This is a genomic window from Flavobacterium bomense (assembly GCF_003970355.1).
Genome location: NZ_RYDJ01000020.1, coordinates 14,884 through 34,946, shown reverse-complemented (window position 1 = coordinate 34,946; position 20,063 = coordinate 14,884). Strand labels below are relative to the sequence as shown.

The following is a 20,063-nucleotide window of genomic DNA, read 5'->3' as shown; positions in this document are numbered from 1 at the left end:
AGGGGTATTGAATAAATAGGCCCAAATTAGTAGAGCACCTAATGGAATCAAGTTACAGCGGTCTTTTTAAGAGAATGTATCAAGTTCCAGTTCAATTTGAATCCGAATAGAATTAATTTTTTCTTTTAAAGAACCGGCTATATTGGTATAGTTTTCAACGCAATCTAAGTGAGAATGCACACTAATATAAAATTTAATTTTAGGCTCCGTTCCGCTAGGTCGGGCACAAATTTTAGAGCCGTCTTCTGTAAAAAAAATCAACACATCGGCCTTAGGAAAGGGCAAAATTTCTGTTTCCCCCGTCAAAAGGTTTTGAGCAAATGAAGATTTATAATCCTCAATGCGAATCACTTTTTGACCATTCAGCTCCTGCCAAGGATTTTCTCGGAAGGAAACCATCATCTGTTTGATGGTAGCTAATCCTTCAATCCCTTTTTTGGTAATCGAAATTAAATGCTCCTGATAAAAACCGTACTGAACATACAACTGCAATAATTCCTCGTAAACCGAACTGCCTCGGGCTTTAGCCTGAGCCGCCACTTCACAAATCAATAAAGTCGCAGCAACAGCATCTTTATCGCGAACAGCATCTCCCACCATATATCCAAAACTTTCTTCCCCTCCTCCTATGAATTCTAAATCAGGAAAATCTTTGATCATTTTAGCGATCCATTTAAATCCGGTCAAACCTAACTTGCATTCCACACCATAAGCTTCAGCTAATACTGCAATCATGGGAGTGGAAACTATGGTAGAACCAACGAATTGCTTGCCATTAATTTTGTCCTCTTTCTTCCATTGTTCTAACAAAAAGGCAGTCATCAAAATCATACTTTGATTCCCATTCAACAAAATCATTTGCCCTTCAGTATTTCGAACAGCCACTCCCAATCTATCCCCATCAGGATCAGTTCCTATAACAATATCGGCATCCACGATATTCGCTAAGGCCAAAGCCATTGCTAAAGCATCGGGCTCTTCAGGATTGGGGGATTGTACCGTAGGAAAATTTCCATTGGGTTCCGCTTGTTCTTCAACAAGATACACATTGTTATAGCCCGCTTGCGATAAAGTCTGAGGGACTACTGTTATAGCAGTGCCATGCAGGGAAGTAAATACAATTTTTAAATTTTCTTTGGCCTTCTTTGGCGTCTTAAAGCTGGCATTCAGGATCGATGATTGAATAAAAGCCTCATCTATTTCGGTGTCAATATAGTGTATTAAGCTTTCATTGACTTTAAACTTAATCTGATCATAATCCAATTTTTCAATCATATTAATTATTTCCGCATCTTCTGGAGGAACAATTTGACCTCCGTCCTGCCAGTACACTTTATACCCATTATATTCCGGGGGGTTATGAGAAGCAGTGAGTACAATACCACAATGACATTCCAAATACCGAAGCGCAAAAGACAATTCAGGCGTAGGACGCAAATCCGAGAATAAATATACTTGAATGCCATTGGCAGAGAAAACATCGGCAACCACCTTAGCCAAACTTGCACTATTATGACGACAATCATAAGCAATAACGACTTTTAAGGACTGATTTGGAAAACAAGTATGCAAATAGTTGGAAAGTCCTTGCGTACTTTTCCCAAGAGTGTACTTATTAATACGATTGTTCCCCATACCCATAAGCCCTCGCATGCCTCCTGTACCAAACTCCATGTTTTTATAAAAACACTCTTCCATTTCCTCTGGAGAAGAAGTCATTAGCAGTAGCACAGCTTCTTGTGTTGCGGCGTCAAAAGTAGGGGTGAACCATTCGTTTACTGCATCTAAAATCCGGGGAGATAGAGTCATTTTTATATGAATATGAATTAAGATTACTTTGAAAATAATTTTACTATAATTGATTTCCTATACCAGGGTTTCGATTCAGAATCCCTTCCATAGCCATAGCCGTATCCATAATTATAACCATATCCATATCCGTATGTACTGTTAAAATTAACGTCATTAATGACATAACCCATATTCATTATTTTTTTATCGGAAGCCAGTTTATTAGAATAAGCAATCAGATTTTTTTCTGTTAGTCCGGAACGCATCACATATAAAGTAGTATCGGCATATTTTGAAATAATAAGCGTATCCGAAACCAACAAGGTGGGTGGGGTATCAAAAATGATAATATCATATTCCTTTTTAACTTCCTCAATAAAATTTTTAAAACGAGAATTAGACAATAGTAGTGCAGGATTGGGTGGTATAGCACCCGCCAATAAAACTGAAAAAGGATATTCGACCTCCTTAGTTGTACAAACTAAATCTTGCCATTGCAAAGCAGGCTCATGCAAGTAATTGGACAATCCCTTATTCTCTTTTTTAGTCTGTTTCAGATATTTATGCAACTGTGGGTTTCTAAAATCAGTCCCAACAACCAAAACTTTTTTATCCAAATGAGAATAGGCATGAGCTAAATGATAGCTTACAAAGGTTTTCCCCTCTCCTTTAATCGAGGAAGTAACAAATAAGACCTTACCTAAGCTACTTTCTGTAAAAGGAATAATGAAGGAAGTGTTTTGGGCTAGGGTTCTAAAAGCTTCCAGATTTTGCATAGCGGAATTACTATTTTCAGCTACAGAAGGTAATTCAGCCAAAATTGGTATGTTTTTACTGCTAACCTCCACATCATGTGCAGAGTGAATCTTATTATCCAATTTAAAAATTAAAAATAAAATTCCAAATGGAACTAATAATCCCAGCAATAACGCCCCTAAATAAATTTTTTTACCTTGTGGAGATACCGGTAAACTATTGGTTATGGCGTAATCAATAATTTTAGTATTAGCAACGGTTACTGCCAGATTAATCGAAGCTTCCTCTCGTTTTTGAAGCAACAACAAATACAAACTTTCCTTGAGATTTTGTTGGCGTTCAATACTGCGCAAAACCTTTTCTTTTTCGGGTAAAGACGAAAAGGAACCTTCAGCTGTTTTTTGAGCCAGTCGACTTTGAGCTCGACTGCTTTCCAATTGCTGTTTGTATCCCTTTACGGAGAGTATTACATTCTTTTTTTGACTGGCAAGAGCACTTACTAAAACCTTAATGGCTGGATTATTATCCCCAGCACTAATATGCGATTTTTGATACTCCAATACCGAAGCATTATAGCTACTGACCAATTGATTAATGCTACTACTTTGGAGCCCAATATCAGCTGGTAACAACTCAAAAACAGTCTGTTTATTTAAATTATCTTCGAGCATTTCGGCTAATAACAACTGTGATTCGATTTGAAAAAGTGCTTCATCTTTAGTCGATTTCTTAAGTATACTCGCACCTGCATCTTCCTGAATAAAACTCAGATCATTATTACTTTTATACTCTTTTTTCGATATTTCTATTGAATCCAAATCCTTTTGCAAATAAATAAAACGATTATCTACAAAATCAATGGTTCGGTGTGAGACCAACTGTTTATCCGTAATCCCATCCAATTCAAAAACATGAATTAAATTATCTACAATCTTTTCAGACTGGGCACCATCCGTACCGCTAAGAGATATCGAAACAATATCACTGTCTTTTCCTTCCGGACTTACCGTAAAATCCGAACTCAACTGCAAGGCCGATTGGCTTATTGGCCGAATAATAATTGTATAATTAGTCCCTATAGTTGCTGCTAAATTTTGAACTAAACCCGGTTCTATTCGGATAGGAAAACCTGAAACTGGATTTTTTAACCAATATCCCTTAGTTTGCGTAGTTTTCCCGCTTTTCTCATCTAATAAAGTATAGCCTGTTTTGGTTATACTAAGACTAAACTGAAACACTTCCTTAATTTGGTCTGCTCTCATAGAGGAACTTACTTTAAAAGCGGGGCGATACATCCTTTTAGACGTTACCGTAGAATTATAAATATATTCAACATTAAGATCTAAATTTTGTACCACTTGCTCCGAAAGACGAACCGATTTAAATAAGGCGATTTCATTTTCTAAATTGATACTCGACTTAGTAAACAACTTAGTGACATCTAACGAAAAACTAGAGTTTTCTTTGTCTGTAAGCAGTTTTACCTTTGCTTCCGTATTATAAATCACATCGGCATAACGCAAATATCCATAAGCAAAAAAAAGACACATAAATACCGTTCCTAAAAACCAAGGCCAATAAGACAGGTATTTACCAATAATTTGTTTGATTTCTACTGGATTTTCCTCTTCCATGAAGTCGAAATAATCGTTATTATCACTTTTCATAAACTAGTTATCGGGTTAATAAAATTATGGAACTCAATAACAAGGAAGCTATCGTTAACAAGGTCCCTGCGTTACCAACATAGCCTGCACTTTTGACTTTAGGATTATTAGGATTAACAACCAAAACATCATTTTGTCTAATAATATACTTGGGGTCTGTCATCCACTTGGCCGTGGTCAAATCGATCTTATTTATAGTACGAACACCATCAATCTCCCGTATCAATAAAATATCTGTTCGTTTCCCATTGATCGTCAAATCTCCTGCATATCCAAGAGCTTGGGGTAATGTGAGGTATTGCTCCGCATAAGTATAGGTTCCTGGCTCCTTAACTTCTCCTAAAACCGTTACTTTAGCATTTAATATTCGAATACTGACAGTCGGATTCACTAAATGCCCTCCCTCAGCAAGAAGTCTACGGATGTGCTCTTCTAATTGTAAAATACTTTGCTTAACTACCGGAATAGTTCCTAAAACAGGAAACACAATAGCACCCTGAGGAGAAACTAAATAGCCTTGCAATTTTAGGATTTCGATATTAGCTATGGCTTGACCGTTACCCGCTGTTTGCACATTATAAGGGATTGCCGTATCTGGAACTAGAGCACTTACGGTAATGCTCAAAATATCATTTGTTTGAATAATAGCGCCATCATATTCCACAGGAATACTTGGGTAATTAGTCGCATCCTGAAAATATAAAATATCTTTTTTACTAGCACAGGATTGGAAAAGCACAGCAAACAAAATCGCTGTGGAAATTGATTTAATCATAAGAAAATAATTTGGGTGTGATGTAAAAATAAAATGGGATTTACTATAGGAATGAAAACCATTTGTAAAAACGAAACTACTATGGACTATTATTACCTATAGCTTTTTGAAGCAGACAGAAAGCCATAGCGTGTCCAATACTAAATAATTAATGAATATTCGAATAGCTTCTTTATTTCTGAAGAAATCAATTCGTGTGAATTCGTATACTTTGTGATAAATAATTGAAACTTTATAAAATAAATAATTTGACTTGTGAGAGATTGCGAATCAGCGAAGCGATTCGATTTCTATATAAATCTGCGACTATCCACTTAAGCTGTTCAATCGGGGTGCAAACTTCTTTATTTCATCATTCCATTAGTTTCTATACTATACGATTTCTTAATTTTATCGTTCAACTTCAACATTCGGCGCAACTTTTTTTCTTGAACTTTATTTTTAATATAATAACGATATAATTCTTTCCCAATAAAAAAAGTGGCTACCGAAACTCCTGAGAGCAAACCGGCTAAATAATAAGTGATATCCATAGGTTCTATTTTTTAAATTTAAAAAGCTTTCTCGTCCCCTTTCAGGCTAACAATAACAGTCAAAAAACATATTTTCAAATCTTTGACCAGACTCCAATGCTGCAAATAATCAATATCAGCATTCACGCGGCGTTTCATATCCGAAACTTTCTTTGTTTCTCCTCTAAGACCACTAATCTGGGCAAGACCAGTTATTCCGGGTTTAATAAAATGGCGTACCATAAAATTATTAATCTGTTCATTATAGTCCATCGTATGCTGAAGCATATGAGGGCGAGGACCTACCACACTCATATTGCCTAACAAGACATTAAAAAATTGAGGCATTTCGTCTAAACTGGTTCGCCTTATAAATTTACCAATCGGAGTTACACGTGCATCTCCTTTTCGGGCTTGTTGACTCGCATCGAAACCTGTGGTTTGCATGCTTCGAAACTTATAACACCAAAAAGCTTCATTCTTTTCCCCGGTCCGTAATTGTTTAAAAAGAACAGGCCCAGGACTTTGTCTTTTAATCAGGAAAGCCAAAATAGGATACAACCACGACAAAACAAAAACGATGACTAATACACTAAAAACAAGATCAAATATTCTTTTAACCAATCGATTATAGGCATTTTGTAAAGGCTCATTTCGGGGTTTAATCACATGGAAATGATCCAAGTTGCCCGCACTAAAATGATCTTTTGTAATGGTTGAAAAATCAGGTACAAATTTCAAACGCAGATTTTGCTTGTCTCCCAACTCAAAATAATAGTTTAAATCACTAATAAAATTGGGTTGCACTACAATATACAATTCACTGATCTGATTGGCTGATGCGCTCTGTATCGCACTAGTCAAAGCAAAGTTAAAGGCTTCTTTAGACATAAAGTCTTCCGATGAATTCTCGTTCATAATTCCCTTAAAATCAATAAAACAAGAATTGGTTTCCAATTTCGAGGCTAATTCAATACTAGTTTTATTAAAACCCCAAATCGCAACCGTATAAGGTTTAGAACCCCATTTTTTAATTTGTGCTAGTATGAAAGTGAGCATAATACGCGACAACAAAATATAGACCAGCAAAAAACTCAATTGAAACAAATGGGCACGACTCCCATAAGAATCTTGTAAACTCCCTTGAAAAATAATAATGGAGATTTGCCAAAGGATTCTTTGCGTCAATAAAGCACGCCAGCTGTTCCGGTAAAAAGCATCTAAACTAAATAGCGTATCCACGCGATACAAGCGAAAATAGCTAGTTGAAAACAACCAGCTTAGTATTGTAATTGGAATCATTTTACTCAAAAGCAAAAAATTCCATTCAACAGCCATATCGGTACTAATCCTTAAAAAAATAAGGGTACCAAAAACCAAAGCTAATAAGTCGGCTAGAAAACAGCAGGTGATAAAAGTGAACTTATATCTATTTCGCATCGATTATTCTTTTAATATTTATGAAATAGTGAAGCAGATAGTATACCATACTTCCCATTATACTGCCTGCGGTTCCAAAAAAAACATCCATTAAATCAGGATTTCGATTCTGAAGTACGAATTGTCCCCCTTCAGCTACACAAACAACCGCAGCTGAAATAGCCGTGTTTTGCATAAAAACCCGAAAACTACTGGCGTAGCTTCTTCTTATAATTTTATCAAGTTTAGCCTCTTCCAATAAAAAACCAATAGCGAAAAAAGGAACTGCTGTGCGCAGATTGTAATAAATGTTACTCCAGTTAAGAAGCCAGTTAGGCAAATAAGTTTCCTGGTCTAAATTAGGACTCGGCAACCAGGAAAAATAAAAGACTGCACTAATGCAAGCCACTACTAATAAAAGTAAAATTGTTTTCATTTGTTTTCAAAAGTAAAATAGGGCTATTCAAAAAAATATACCTAAAAATAATCTGTGTTCTCAGCTTTAGCGATTCGTTGAAGTATTACCTGCTCACCAAAACCCAACACCTAGCACCTAAAGCCCAACACTCATTCTAAGAACCAATAGCGTGATACACAAACCCAATACGCTCCAGTAGGGATTTACCCAAAAGATTCCTACCATCAAATACAAAAGCTGGTTTTTGCATATCGTCATAAATACGCTGCCAGTCATAGGATCTAAATTCTTCCCATTCCGTTAGTATTGCTATAGCATGTGCATCCTTGCAGGCCACATAAGGATCCTCAAATGTTTTAGCCTGTCTCGCATTTTCTTCTGGAGTTCTAGTTTCTAAATAATCTAAATCAGCTAGCATTTTCTTGCGACTCACCTTCGGATCATAGATCGCAAGCTGCGCATATTCGTTGAGCAAATCGTCCGCTACATAAATCGCGGCCGACTCTCGGGTATCGTTCGTATCTTTTTTGAAGGCCCATCCCAAGAAGGCTATTTTTTTATCGGATACCGTATTGTATAAAGTTTTGACAATTTTCTTAGCGAACCTTCTTTTTTGATGGTCATTTAGAATGATCACCTGCTCCCAATAATCGGCTACAGCGGTCAGTCCATAAGACTGAGCTATATAAACCAAATTCAAAATATCTTTTTGAAAACAAGACCCTCCAAAACCCACAGAAGCTTTCAGAAATTTCGGCCCTATTCGGCTATCCATTCCTATCGCCTTAGCCACTTCATTAATGTCCGCACCCGTAACTTCACAAAGTTCGGACAAGGCATTTATAGATGAAATCCGTTGGGCAAGAAAGGCATTGGCAGTCAATTTAGACAGTTCCGAAGACCATAAATTAGTGCGTAGAATCCGGTCTATAGGCACCCAATTAGCATAAATATCCACTAGAGCCTGAACTGCAACTTCTCCACCTTCAGATTGGTCTCCACCAATTAATACACGGTCTGGTGCCAATAAATCTTGAATGGCCGTTCCCTCTGCTAGAAACTCGGGATTGGAGAGGATCTGGAATTGCACTCCATTTCCAGTTTGGTCTAAAATGCTTTTGATGGCTTCTGCGGTACGTACGGGCAAGGTAGATTTTTCTACTACGATCTTATTGTCTTTTGCAATAGCTGCAATTTGACGGGCACACAATTCAATGTATTTCAAATCGGCTGCCATCCCTTTACCAGATCCGTACGTTTTAGTAGGCGTATTAACTGAGATAAAAATCATCTGGGCTTCATCAATGGCTTTCGCCACATCAGTAGAGAAAAATAAATTACGTCCTCGGGCTTCGGCCACAACTTCAGCTAATCCAGGCTCATAGATGGGTATATTAGCAGTATCGGTATCATTCCAGGCTCCAATGCGTTCAGCATTCAAATCGACAACCGTCACCTGAATGTGAGGGCATTTTTGAGCAATGATAGCCATAGTAGGCCCTCCTACATAACCCGCCCCAATGCAACATATTTTGCTAATTTTCATTTTTTATTTTTAAATACTGTTTTAAGGCAATTGTTTTTTTCTGAAATACTACTCGAAAAGCTGCTAAGCCATGGTACTTGTAGATCTTATAGTCTTCCTGTAAAACTTCTAAAGCGCGTTTCGCATTGGTACTCATCCCTCCCATTCTCATTTTAACGATATAACTATCAATATAACTCATCTTGATTTTGTACTTGTATAAATAGCGTAGCAAAAACTCTGTATCAGAAGCAATCTTAAAATCAAGGTTGTATAATCCGTGTTTATTTATTACTGATTTGCTTAGATAAACAGTGGGATGCAAAGGCAACCAACCTGATTTTACTTTTTCAAGACTAAAAGCACCTCCTATACGATTCCGAATCAAGCGCTCTTCGCTATCATTAGAAACATAAATGCCATCACCATAAACCCCTTCTGTTTTGGAATCTTGCTCGAAAGAAGCTACTATTTTACTAATCGCATGTGCATCATAAAATTCATCATCCGAATGCATCAAACCAATAACATCACCAGTTGCCAATTGAAGCCCTTTATTAATAGCATCATACATGCCCTGATCAGGCTCTGAAATATACTGGCTGATGCGATCTTGATAGGTCTCAATAATAGCTTTGGTACCGTCGGTAGAGTTGCCATCGACTATGATGTACTCGATATTGTGATAATTTTGTGTCAATACACTTTGAATCGCTTTTTCGATAGTGAACACACGGTTATAACATACTGTAATAATACTAATACGCATAATAGATAAATTTAGAATTTGAAAGAAAATTGGCTTTGGAGCTTAAAGTCTATCCAAGTTTAATTTCCTCAATAAAAATAGGAGGAAGTAAAAAATTGGATAATTAATACATAAAAATTTGTGCTATTTTTCTATTAAGCAAATAGTAGTTTTTTTTAATTTAAGTATATATAAATCACTTAAATTATAATAGTAATCAAGAGTACTAAAAATCGATTTTTAGGCTCCCTTTTATATAATTTATATTCTTAATGATGACTTTAATTTTAAAAAAATTGAGAAGATTAATACGTTTTTTTTTATTCCCAACGATTTTTTATAAATTTAATAGGATTGCCACTGTAAACACCGTTTTCAGATAATGATTTGGTTACTAATGAATTTGCAGAAATAACAGTATCTGTTCCAATTGTTACATCAGGACCTATAAATGAAACTGCCCCAATCCAACAACCGTCTTGAAGTGTAATCATGCCATTTCGATAAGGCATTGAAGCTATTTTATAATCATGATTTCCTCCGCATAAAAAAACTCTTTGACTTATGCAGACATTGTTGCCAATTGTTAATAATTCAAAATTCAGAAGGGATGCCTCTTCCCCTATCCAAACATCATCACCAACTACTAATTTCCAAGGGAAATGAATATTTACACGTGGTTTGATTACCAATCCTTTCCCTATTTGAGCACCAAAAGACTTTAATAAAAACACTTTAACCATGGAAGGATAAGGAATAGGCGAAAGAAAAAATAAAATCTTTACCAAATACCACAAGATTTCTTTTGCTTTAGAAGCCTCTCTATCGAGTCCTATTTTCGAATTAAATAAATCTAAACGAACTTTTGTCATCATATTCTTTACTAAACTTGTTTGATAACATTTAGAATTTTATTTGCAAATTGAGCTTCTGTAAAATTGCATTTCACATATTCAATATTTCTATGACTATATTTATTGATATTTGCATCTAGATTTTGATCAATTTTCATCAGTACTTCTAATATACTTTCTGGGTTTTTGGCTTGAACATAATAACCATTATCTTTATTAATAATATCAGGAATTCCAGAAAAATTGGTAGTAACAATTATATTTCCTGTAGCCATAGCTTCTATTAAAGAAATTGGCTGTCCTTCCATACGATAATAAGTAGGTAAAATAAAGACATTAGATTTTTCTAAAAGGTCAATTTTACACTGCCCAGATACAACACCATGGTATTTAATAAACCCGTGAAGCTTATTAAATTTATTGTTTATCATAAATTTGGATTCGTCTTCAATTTTACCCGCTATATCAGCTACAAAAATAATTCCCTCTTTTTTAAGCAGAATTAAACTATCCAAAAAATCAATAACCCCTTTTTCTTTCATTAGATTACTTAGATAAAGTAACCTAAGCATGTCTTTAGGTTTAGATATTTTTTCCTTTTGAATTAAATCATCCTGAGCAAAATTTTCAACAATAAAAATTTTTTTCGGATTCAACAAACCATTAAAATTGACTTTCAAAGAATTGGAAAGTACAATACCAGCCGAGGCTTTTTTTATATAAAATGAAAAAAAACATTTTTTAAATCCACGTAGTGCTTTATACTCATTACCTAAATGATTCCCGTGGATGTGTATAATATAGGGTCTCCCAATTAGTAAACAATAAAAATAAAAAGGTATATATTTTACTATACCATAAAAAGTTTGCCCTGGAGTTGTATATACAACATCTGATTTATTAATATTAAATATTTTTTTATAGACTTTTAAAAAAGAAAATACTTTACTAACTGTAAAATGTCCTACATTTTTCGAAGATATGTTTTTTGAATTCGTATTTATTACATCAACTGAAACTGTGTTATTCAATCTTAACTGCTTTAAAAGAATAGCATTGGCAAGAGAACAACCATTAATCGGTTCAGGAAAAGGTCCAATAATTAGTATCTTCATTTTTTTAATTTCTATCTTTTTTTATAAATGAGCCCTCCATTTGTAGATCCCATTTTTTGGCCTTGTCTGTTAATTTTCCAATTATTTGCCCAGGGTTACCAATTACAATAGAATCTGACTTAATTATACCTCTTATAACACTTCCCGCTCCAATTAAAACATTATCATGTATGACAGTGCCGGGCATTATTATAGCACCCATGCCAATAAACACATTCTTGCCAATACTAATTTTTTTAATAAATGCAATATCTGTTTTGGGTGAATTTCCCAATGCAATAAGTCCAGTCGTTAAAGAATAATCATGCGTCAATAGAATTACTTTTTCAGAAATCACGACCCTCTCGGATAAATGTATTTTGTCAAAATCGTCAAACCTGACTTGGGTTGAAATATATCTTGGATTTCCATCCATTTTTACCCCCATCATTTTTAAAAGGGAGTTATACATTTTCATGTATATTCTCGGAAACCGACCGTCTAGAGGTCTCAATAATAATTTCAGAAAATGGAAAATTAATTTCTTGAAAAGTCTATTTATCATAATTTCTTGTTTATTATATTTTTTATAAGACTTATAGAATATTTGAATTCAATTGTACTGTTATAGAAAAGAAAAATTACAATATTGGGGATTATCAAAGAAATTATAGCTTTAACAACAAAACCTTCAAAATGAGTAGAAAAGAAAGATTGCATATAAACCGTTATAACATAAGATATAGCCAAAATAGCGGTATATTTAATTACCGATACATAATAACTTGATACCTTTTTTTTAAAACCATATTTAAACACTACGTAAGGCTCCCACCAAATATTTGTTGTCAAATTGCTTATAATTGTAGCAATAATTACGGATTCAATTCCCCATTTTAAAACTAAAAGAAAATAAAATGAAAAAGATAAATTTACAACTGCTTCAAATAAAGACTTCCATTTAATGGGCCAAAAAAGACCTTTTGCATCGATAAATATTTGAGATGTAGCACGCATTCTATCTAAATAAAAATTGAACGTGATAAAGAATGTGATTAGTGCCGAAAAAACATAATCTTTTCCCCAAATTAAATAGATAAAAGGATTTACTAACGTACTTAAAGTAATAAAACAGCAAATAGCAAAATAGGCATTTATAAAAAATAATTTTTTAAAGAAATTATGGCATTCATCATCTGATTTTTCTGCTATATAATTACCAACACTTGCTGTAATAGGCAAAAGCATTTGCATAAAAACAATTCGAATGGTATTGGTCAACAATAAATAATTAGAATAAATTCCCATAGCAATGATTCCAACAAACTTTGCAATCAGTAAATCATCAACACCTGTAATTATAACTGATCCTAATTTACTGAATGACATTGCAAAGACGTTTCTTCTTAAAGCATCTTTATCTATTTTATCAATCTTTTCTTCTTTATGTAATGCTAGATATGGAAATAACTTATCAGCTTTTTTAGAAATCAAATAATTACCAAAAAAAGTACATAAAATTTGTATAATTAAAAAAATCAAGAAATTATGAAAAACAAATAAGGCAATGATTTGCAAAACTCCCTTAATCACATTAAAATAAAGTTGATTCAAAGAGTCGATATGACCATTTTGACTCGCTATTATTAAAGATCTCTTGTAATTAAAAAAATAACTTATTGAAGTATTAAATAAATACAGCAGATATACAACCCATAATGGAGGTAATTCTTTTGGTAATTCGGATAAATCATTAATAAAAAAATGTAAAAACGGGATTAATACTAATCCTGAAATAAAAATAAAAGTGCCAATTGTTTCGTAAACTTTGGCATAATAATTCATTAGTTTGGAAACCCTTATTTCATCTTTACCCGCCAAAGGTGCATACATTGCATAAATAATGGCGGTACCAAATCCTATTTCTGCAAAAGAAAGTACCGAAAGTATATTGGTAAATAATCCATTGATACCAAGGTAAGCTACACCCAGCGTTTTTATAAAAATGGTTCGTACTACAAAATTTAATATAATTGTTACAGCTTGCCCCAATAAGGCTGTAGCAGAATTTTTTATGGAACTCCGAGTTCTATTTGTGGTCATTAATTGTATTTTATATTTCCCAATTAATATTTTTCTTGACAACAGAAGCGGGAATGCCTCCAATAATTACATTTTTTTCAAAAAAAGATTTTGTCACAATAGAACCAAATGCAACAATACTATTATCAGGTATTTTTACACCTTTTAAAATACTAACGTAACTGGCTAACCAAACTTGATTTCCTATACTGATAGGTTTATTATTATTTATAATATTTTTATTTTCATCATAAATGTTATGTCCATCTCCATCCCGAATATGAATATTCCAACCTAAAACTGCATTATCACCGAAGCTTATCGATGTATTACTGGCACAAAAAAAATTTTGATTGGCTACAAATTTATTTCCAAATGAAATTTTACCTCCATTATCGGCTCTCAAAGAAACACCTTTTGCAAAATGCGCTGTTCCATCAAAAGTTATTCTGCAATCTTTCTTTATACCCCAATAATTATATCGATTACATTCATTTCCGATTGATCCTTTTCCCCAACCAATCTTGACCATTGCAAACTTCACCTTCCCATTTAATAATACCGTGTTTTTGTGTAGCTCATAAAATTTGGTTTTATAATCTATTAAAGCTGGTAGTTTTATAGCTACTTTGAAAGGAAATACATAAAAATTAAAATAGATAGTTTTGGGCAAACTAAGTGTTAATCGTATAATCTTTTTTACAGAATTTATCATGTGTATTAGTTTAAAAGTTCAGCACATAATGCTGCTAATTTTTCTCCTGAATGTTTCCAACTATATTTTTTGGCGTTCTCATACCCTAAGCCAATCATTTTTATTCTTATTTCTGGATTTTGTATTACTTTTTCTAGAGCTTCTGAAATTTCTTTAAGTTGTAGTGGACTTACTAATATGGCGGCTTTCCCCGCAATTTCAGGCATAGATGAAATATTAGAGGTTATTACAGGAGTTCCTGCTGCCATCGCTTCAATTATAGGCAAACCAAAACCCTCATATAATGATATGAATACCATAACTAAAGCCAATTTATAGATGCAAGGCAGATCTGCATCATCTATAAAAGTGGTAAAACAAACTTGATTTTCTAAATTTAATTCTTTAACTAATTGAAATAATTCTTCATTCCCTTGTGTTATTACTAGACTAACTTCATTTCTAACTTCTTTAGATAGCAATGAATAGGCTCTTATTAAACTATCAACATTTTTATGTTTTCTTATGTTTCCAAAATATAAGATGAATTTTTTGGGTAACTTATATTTGGCTCTAATTCTAGATAATTCCGTTTCATCAAGAGCCTTATTAAAAAAATTAAAATCAACTCCATTAGGAATAACCGTAATTTTATTCTCTGGGTAATTAAATTCAGAAATAATATCTTTTTTGGATGCCTCTGAAACTGTGATCAAATAATTCGAATGATTTATAGCATACGTAATATCATTTCTATAATCAATTTCTATCTGCCTATTTTCCTGAGAAACTTTTAATGGTATAAGATCATGAATGGTGCATATCGTGATTCCTTTATACCTAACCCTAGGAATTTTATAGGTAAAAAAAAGATTAATATCCCCTTTATTACCCATCATATTATGATAGTAAAAAGGTAAATAACTATTGATTACCCTAGAATACACCAATTTCGAAGGAATAATTGAATACTTAACTGGAAAACGGAATCGATTTAAGTTATTTGATTTTACTCCTCGTACAAAATTAAAGCATCCGTATAATTCATAATTGGTATTATGATTAAAGTGCTCGATTAATTTATTTCCAAACAAACAAATACCTGTTCCCCAATTATTTAAAGACTGTAGATTTACATTTATTTTCATTATTCAAAAAATGATTTACGCATTTTGATAAAATTGGACATAATTATTCTCCGCATTACATCGCTCCTCCCAAATTCTTCGTGATTGATTACACATATCACTAAACTGTTTTTCATCTAATAATGCTACTTTAGTGATTACGGAAACAAGTTCCTCATTGGTAAAATCTTTATTCAGTAAAAATCCATTAATCCCATTTTCCACAATTTCGGAAGTACCGCCAACATTTGTAGCAATTATAATTTTACCAAACGACATTGCTTCCATTATAGATACCGGAACACCTTCGTTTTCACTAACATTAATAAACACATCATAATGGGTAGTGGCATATTCGTCTAAAACTTTCTCGTTACTATAGGCACCCATCAATTTGTAGCTAACTAATGGATTATCAATGTTTTTTACTAAGTTTTCAATAGTATTGTATTCCTCTCCATCTCCAAAATGCACCCATTCGAGTTGAAATGAAAGATTTGAAATAGCTCTAACAATAGATGATACTCGTTTTACGGGTCTCATCCAAGAACAAGAAACAAGATGTAATGTTGTGCTTTTGGGAAAAATAGAAACACCTCTATCTATTGTACCCAACCTTGAAAGAATAAGTTTGTTTTTATTTATCGCATATTTATCTTCTAAATATATTAATCCATCCTCTGAAATAGAATGTATTTCATCCATATTAGATAATATGTGTTTTCTCATAGGAATATAGTTGCTCTCATTAGCATATTCATATAAGTCAAATCGATGACAGCGAGTAATTATTTTTTCAACATTTGCAGTGTTTTTTATTTTTCTCTTCAAGGATATTGCTGCCAATGCGCTACAGTGCATCCAATAAGAGTAAATTACAACATCATTGTTTTTTATAATTTCATTAATTTTATCCCAAGCTTCATAAAAAGCATTATATGATATTAATAAAAAAGAAAATAAATTCTTAATATTTCCTGTGGAAAATTTCCTATTTTTTAATAAAAAGAAAATCTCTTCGTAAACAAACTTTTTTGTTAAAACTAGAAACAATAATTTTATTTTCTTCTCTGATTCCCAATAAGAAGAAATTGGATTAAAACAAGAGAAAGCCCTTTTACTCTTTTTGTAAATAATATCGTTTGCTGATTTTTTCCCAAATACTAAAATTGGAAAGCAAATAATTTCATCGTATCCTGCAGCATAATCTAATTCATTTGATAAAAAATCTTCTGATTTTTCATAAGGAAACCGTGCGTTAATAATTATTAATATTCTTTTTTTCATAATTATAATGAATCCGAAAGAAATTCTTCAAAACTGCTATATACAGCTTTTGATTTTAAAAAATAATTTAAAATTTCATCTCTATTATCTCCATTTAAGTTTATGTTAACTCCAGAACGAAGAATAGCCTCGACATTTCGCTCAAGATATAATGGAAAAAAAGCATTCATTTCTTTAATCGATGGTTTTCTTGTATATTTATTTTTAAATTCTCGAGCATATAATTTAGCTTCTTCTATGGATTTAATTTTCCTTCTTAGATAATGCTCTTCTAATGTTCTTATAACCTTAGCTGGATTTCCAGCAACTACAACATCGTCAGGAATAGTCCCACTTACGACACTTCCTGCTCCAATTATGACATTATTGCCTATAGAAGACCCCATTAAAACAATACTATTCATTCCAATAAAAACGTTGTCTCCTATAATAGTCTTGCCCGCTTCTCCTATGATTTCCCCATATTTTCTCCTCATAACAGACCTACTGTAATCATGAGTCAATAGTATTGTCCCTTTAGTTATTTTACAATATTCACCTATCTTTAGCATCCATGGTCTTTCTCTATCAATGGTCATAGAATTTGGATCATAAAAAAAAGTACCTTTTCCAATTTCAAATCCTTCTAATGAAAGAATTTTATTAAAAGTATTGGGCTTGCATAGTCGAGAAAAATAGGTAAGCTTAAATTTGAGGTAATATAACCGTATGTCTTTTATTTTCATAATTTACACTCCTTTTAAAGTAATATTTTTAGTCTTACAAAGTATCATTTTAGGTAAGGGTATTCCATTAACAAATAGAACAATCCAATAAAAAAAAATAAATTTACTCCAACAGAAAATGATTGTTTGCAAGCAATAACAGTGAACAAGCCCCATAAGAATCGACATCCAGATATACATATACTTATAATATAAATCCTTGATTATTTTCGATGCAATATCCATTTTTACAAGAAGCATTATCATTAAATAATTCCCAATTACCAAAAATGGCCAACCAAAAAAATCACCCCCTATAATTAAAAAACCACCTGACAAAGACAGCATCTGTCCCCTATCATCTCTTTGTTTAAGAGAATCTTTAAAGACATCCGAAGAAGAACGTAAGCCTGACAAACTATTGTTTATAGATTTAAATCCTGGTAAATCAGCCAGTCCTGAGACACCGTCTGAAAAATCTTTAATAAATGCTTCCGAGGAAATCTTGGAAGATATTCCGATTGAGGCTTGATAAGATCTTGCTACAGTCCAGAGTCCATTAGTATATTCCTCAACAATATTAGATAGTATAGTAGTATTGTCTTGAGATTGGAAAGTTATAGCATTATCGGCAGCAAATTGTTTGTTTACGTAGGATAACAACATCATTACTATAGCTAAAGGTAACAAAACAGCTAATATCTTTCTTTTGAATTGGGGATAACTATAGATCAGAATTAGAATCGTAGCAATTGCTGTTTCATAAATAAATGATCGATTGCTACCAAAATAAGAAATGAAATTAAATACGCCTACAACGAAAGTTATACCAAAGTAAATTTTAAAATTTGTTTTATTATTAATATTCTTTTTGGTCTCAATTAATAAAAATACAAAAGCAAAAACCTTTAGGCAGTTAAAAATGGTAGCATCAAATACTACAGCGATAGAAGAGAAAGCTTCTTTCAACCCAAGTATTTTAAGACCTGGTATCCAAGAATTAAATCGAATCAGTAGAAATAAAGAAAATAAAATTAATATATTTTTACCATAAGAATTCAAGGGGATTTGCTTTTTTGATATATATTCTTTCTTATACTTCCTAATATAAATCGGAAACCATTGCTTAATTACGATACAGGCAATAAACAATTCTATACAATATATCAGAATTGCAACTGGATAAGAATCTCCTTTTGCTTCAGGCATTCTATTATTTAGATCTCCATTAGAAATAATGATAAGAAAAGGGTGTAGAAGATAGCGAACAATAATAACAACATAGTAAATTTTTAATCCAATTCCGTTTTCTTGATAAGGAAGTATTATTTTTCCAAAAACCAAAATACAAAATGCGAAAAATAATGGTACAATAAACAAAAGCTCTAAACCCTTTCTCGGAATCGCCTCGTTATAGACATAAAAACTTTCAATAAAAGCTAATATAGCTAATAAAATCACTATATAATTATACTTTTTCAAACTTAAATGCTTGTATTAAAATAGTCTATAATGCCCTTCAAGGTAACACGCATATCACTTCTCTTTCGAGATGCATTTCTTATATCGGTCGAAAGAATTAGAGTATCATTATAAACCTGTCCATAAAACTGAATTAATTGATCTATATTGACTGCTGATTCATCTGCACTTATCTTTAGCACATATTTTTTATTGTCCTCTGGAGAAAAAGCATCAATTTCATAAGAGGAAACCATTGGTAAACCCTTGGCGGCATATTCTTTAGATTTGATCGTACTTTCTGTTTTTAATCCAATTCTGTGAATTGCTAATGAATTTATGGCAATATCTACTTTGTCATAAATTTCATCTAATTCTTGACCTCCCTTAAAACCATAAAATTTCACGTACTTTCCTAATTTATACTTTTCTACTAATCCTTTATACTTTTCTATTTCAATTCCATCTCCAACCAAATGATAAAAAACATTTACATTCCCTCCATTTTTATAATAATCATTTAAACCTACTATCAATCGATCATAACCATGACAAATCATTGTTACAGATACAGAAATTAAATTAATTTCTAATTCAGGTCGATTTTTTTTTTGACTTGGAATTAAATTATCATATATTATCCCATTAATGGTATTTATTGTTTTAATTCCAAAAATGTTAACATCCTCTGAATAGGTAACAATTCGTCCTACATATAATTTTAAAAATGACCGTGAAGTTATATCAATCAAATAGCGCAACAGCCCTTTTTGACTTTTAAGGAGTTCGTGCTTATAAGGATAAGTCGGGATTTCAATTGCAATTTTACTATTATTCAGTAACTTTAATAGATAAATAAATAAAAAATCAGAAAGATGATATCTGATATAGATACATTCATACTGATTTGGAACTAAATTAGTTTTAATAAATGAATATAATTTTAGTCTCCTTTTTAATTTTCCCAAAGGTATGGTATCTACACTATTGTCGTGAAAATGATACAAGCAATTTGGCCCGTAGGATATCATGTCAGCTTTATAGGATTCCCTAAATATCTTGTAATGGTTTAATACTTTCTTGGAAACACCATTTAATTTTTCTAAATCAATAATCACTGGTGCTATATATAATAATTTATTCATTATT

18 protein-coding genes are annotated in these 20,063 nt (G+C 32.5%); all 18 read right to left on the bottom strand.

Annotated elements, in window-relative coordinates:
- Positions 1-66 precede the first annotated feature (66 nt).
- Positions 67-1,809, bottom strand: a complete 1,743-nt coding sequence (locus EKL98_RS14120; RefSeq protein WP_126562945.1) for a phospho-sugar mutase — start codon at positions 1,807-1,809, stop codon at positions 67-69.
- 23 nt (positions 1,810-1,832) lie between these two features.
- Positions 1,833-4,214, bottom strand: a complete 2,382-nt coding sequence (locus EKL98_RS14115) for a polysaccharide biosynthesis tyrosine autokinase (protein WP_126562944.1) — start codon at positions 4,212-4,214, stop codon at positions 1,833-1,835.
- A 7-nt stretch (positions 4,215-4,221) separates the two neighbouring features.
- A complete protein-coding gene (locus EKL98_RS14110; RefSeq protein ID WP_126562943.1) occupies positions 4,222-4,989 on the bottom strand; it encodes a polysaccharide biosynthesis/export family protein in 768 nt (255 codons plus the stop codon).
- Between the two features lie 344 nt (positions 4,990-5,333).
- Positions 5,334-5,522: a hypothetical protein gene (locus EKL98_RS14105; protein WP_126562942.1), complete on the bottom strand. Its 189-nt coding sequence runs from the start codon at positions 5,520-5,522 to the stop codon at positions 5,334-5,336.
- 18 nt (positions 5,523-5,540) lie between these two features.
- Entirely contained in the window at positions 5,541-6,941 is a 1,401-nt protein-coding gene (locus tag EKL98_RS14100) for an exopolysaccharide biosynthesis polyprenyl glycosylphosphotransferase (protein WP_126562941.1), read from the bottom strand.
- Positions 6,931-7,356, bottom strand: a complete 426-nt coding sequence (locus tag EKL98_RS14095) for a VanZ family protein (RefSeq protein WP_126562940.1) — start codon at positions 7,354-7,356, stop codon at positions 6,931-6,933. Before EKL98_RS14095 ends, EKL98_RS14100 begins: the two co-directional genes overlap by 11 nt.
- Positions 7,357-7,492: 136 nt before the next feature.
- Positions 7,493-8,884 carry a UDP-glucose 6-dehydrogenase gene (locus tag EKL98_RS14090; protein WP_126562939.1) on the bottom strand — a complete coding sequence of 464 codons (1,392 nt, stop codon included), beginning with the start codon at positions 8,882-8,884 and terminating at the stop codon, positions 7,493-7,495.
- Positions 8,874-9,632: a glycosyltransferase family 2 protein gene (locus EKL98_RS14085; protein WP_126562938.1), complete on the bottom strand. Its 759-nt coding sequence runs from the start codon at positions 9,630-9,632 to the stop codon at positions 8,874-8,876. Before EKL98_RS14085 ends, EKL98_RS14090 begins: the two co-directional genes overlap by 11 nt.
- A 299-nt stretch (positions 9,633-9,931) precedes the next feature.
- Positions 9,932-10,486 carry a WcaF family extracellular polysaccharide biosynthesis acetyltransferase gene (locus tag EKL98_RS14080; RefSeq protein WP_126562937.1) on the bottom strand — a complete coding sequence of 185 codons (555 nt, stop codon included), beginning with the start codon at positions 10,484-10,486 and terminating at the stop codon, positions 9,932-9,934.
- Positions 10,487-10,494: 8 nt separating this feature from the next.
- Positions 10,495-11,580 (bottom strand): glycosyltransferase family 4 protein, encoded by a 1,086-nt coding sequence (locus tag EKL98_RS14075; RefSeq protein ID WP_126562936.1) that lies wholly within the window; start codon positions 11,578-11,580, stop codon positions 10,495-10,497.
- 4 nt (positions 11,581-11,584) lie between these two features.
- Complete coding sequence (locus tag EKL98_RS14070) at positions 11,585-12,124, bottom strand: acyltransferase (RefSeq protein WP_126562935.1); 540 nt, start codon at positions 12,122-12,124, stop codon at positions 11,585-11,587.
- A complete protein-coding gene (locus EKL98_RS14065; protein ID WP_126562934.1) occupies positions 12,121-13,662 on the bottom strand; it encodes a lipopolysaccharide biosynthesis protein in 1,542 nt (513 codons plus the stop codon). Before EKL98_RS14065 ends, EKL98_RS14070 begins: the two co-directional genes overlap by 4 nt.
- Before the next feature lie 10 nt (positions 13,663-13,672).
- Positions 13,673-14,356 carry an acyltransferase gene (locus EKL98_RS14060; protein ID WP_126562933.1) on the bottom strand — a complete coding sequence of 228 codons (684 nt, stop codon included), beginning with the start codon at positions 14,354-14,356 and terminating at the stop codon, positions 13,673-13,675.
- Positions 14,357-14,361: 5 nt separating this feature from the next.
- On the bottom strand, positions 14,362-15,483 hold the full coding sequence (locus EKL98_RS14055) for a glycosyltransferase family 4 protein (RefSeq protein WP_126562932.1): 1,122 nt from the start codon (positions 15,481-15,483) through the stop codon (positions 14,362-14,364).
- Positions 15,484-15,498: 15 nt separating this feature from the next.
- A complete protein-coding gene (locus tag EKL98_RS14050) occupies positions 15,499-16,749 on the bottom strand; it encodes a glycosyltransferase (protein WP_126562931.1) in 1,251 nt (416 codons plus the stop codon).
- A 2-nt stretch (positions 16,750-16,751) separates the two neighbouring features.
- On the bottom strand, positions 16,752-17,474 hold the full coding sequence (locus tag EKL98_RS18135; RefSeq protein ID WP_126562930.1) for an acyltransferase: 723 nt from the start codon (positions 17,472-17,474) through the stop codon (positions 16,752-16,754).
- A gap of 3 nt (positions 17,475-17,477) precedes the next feature.
- Entirely contained in the window at positions 17,478-18,935 is a 1,458-nt protein-coding gene (locus tag EKL98_RS14040; RefSeq protein ID WP_126562929.1) for a hypothetical protein, read from the bottom strand.
- Positions 18,936-18,937: 2 nt separating this feature from the next.
- Complete coding sequence (locus tag EKL98_RS14035; RefSeq protein ID WP_126562928.1) at positions 18,938-20,059, bottom strand: glycosyltransferase family protein; 1,122 nt, start codon at positions 20,057-20,059, stop codon at positions 18,938-18,940.
- Between the last annotated feature and the right edge of the window lie 4 nt (positions 20,060-20,063).

Bases quoted from the DNA above. Each gene is read 5' to 3' on its own strand.
- EKL98_RS14120 (WP_126562945.1), bottom strand. From the start codon at position 1,809: ATGACTCTATCTCCCCGGATTTTAGATGCAGTAAACGAATGGTTCACC.
- EKL98_RS14115 (WP_126562944.1), bottom strand. From the start codon at position 4,214: ATGAAAAGTGATAATAACGATTATTTCGACTTCATGGAAGAGGAAAAT.
- EKL98_RS14110 (WP_126562943.1), bottom strand. From the start codon at position 4,989: ATGATTAAATCAATTTCCACAGCGATTTTGTTTGCTGTGCTTTTCCAA.
- EKL98_RS14105 (WP_126562942.1), bottom strand. From the start codon at position 5,522: ATGGATATCACTTATTATTTAGCCGGTTTGCTCTCAGGAGTTTCGGTA.
- EKL98_RS14100 (WP_126562941.1), bottom strand. From the start codon at position 6,941: ATGCGAAATAGATATAAGTTCACTTTTATCACCTGCTGTTTTCTAGCC.
- EKL98_RS14095 (WP_126562940.1), bottom strand. From the start codon at position 7,356: ATGAAAACAATTTTACTTTTATTAGTAGTGGCTTGCATTAGTGCAGTC.
- EKL98_RS14090 (WP_126562939.1), bottom strand. From the start codon at position 8,884: ATGAAAATTAGCAAAATATGTTGCATTGGGGCGGGTTATGTAGGAGGG.
- EKL98_RS14085 (WP_126562938.1), bottom strand. From the start codon at position 9,632: ATGCGTATTAGTATTATTACAGTATGTTATAACCGTGTGTTCACTATC.
- EKL98_RS14080 (WP_126562937.1), bottom strand. From the start codon at position 10,486: ATGATGACAAAAGTTCGTTTAGATTTATTTAATTCGAAAATAGGACTC.
- EKL98_RS14075 (WP_126562936.1), bottom strand. From the start codon at position 11,580: ATGAAGATACTAATTATTGGACCTTTTCCTGAACCGATTAATGGTTGT.
- EKL98_RS14070 (WP_126562935.1), bottom strand. From the start codon at position 12,124: ATGATAAATAGACTTTTCAAGAAATTAATTTTCCATTTTCTGAAATTA.
- EKL98_RS14065 (WP_126562934.1), bottom strand. From the start codon at position 13,662: ATGACCACAAATAGAACTCGGAGTTCCATAAAAAATTCTGCTACAGCC.
- EKL98_RS14060 (WP_126562933.1), bottom strand. From the start codon at position 14,356: ATGATAAATTCTGTAAAAAAGATTATACGATTAACACTTAGTTTGCCC.
- EKL98_RS14055 (WP_126562932.1), bottom strand. From the start codon at position 15,483: ATGAAAATAAATGTAAATCTACAGTCTTTAAATAATTGGGGAACAGGT.
- EKL98_RS14050 (WP_126562931.1), bottom strand. From the start codon at position 16,749: ATGAAAAAAAGAATATTAATAATTATTAACGCACGGTTTCCTTATGAA.
- EKL98_RS18135 (WP_126562930.1), bottom strand. From the start codon at position 17,474: ATGAAAATAAAAGACATACGGTTATATTACCTCAAATTTAAGCTTACC.
- EKL98_RS14035 (WP_126562928.1), bottom strand. From the start codon at position 20,059: ATGAATAAATTATTATATATAGCACCAGTGATTATTGATTTAGAAAAA.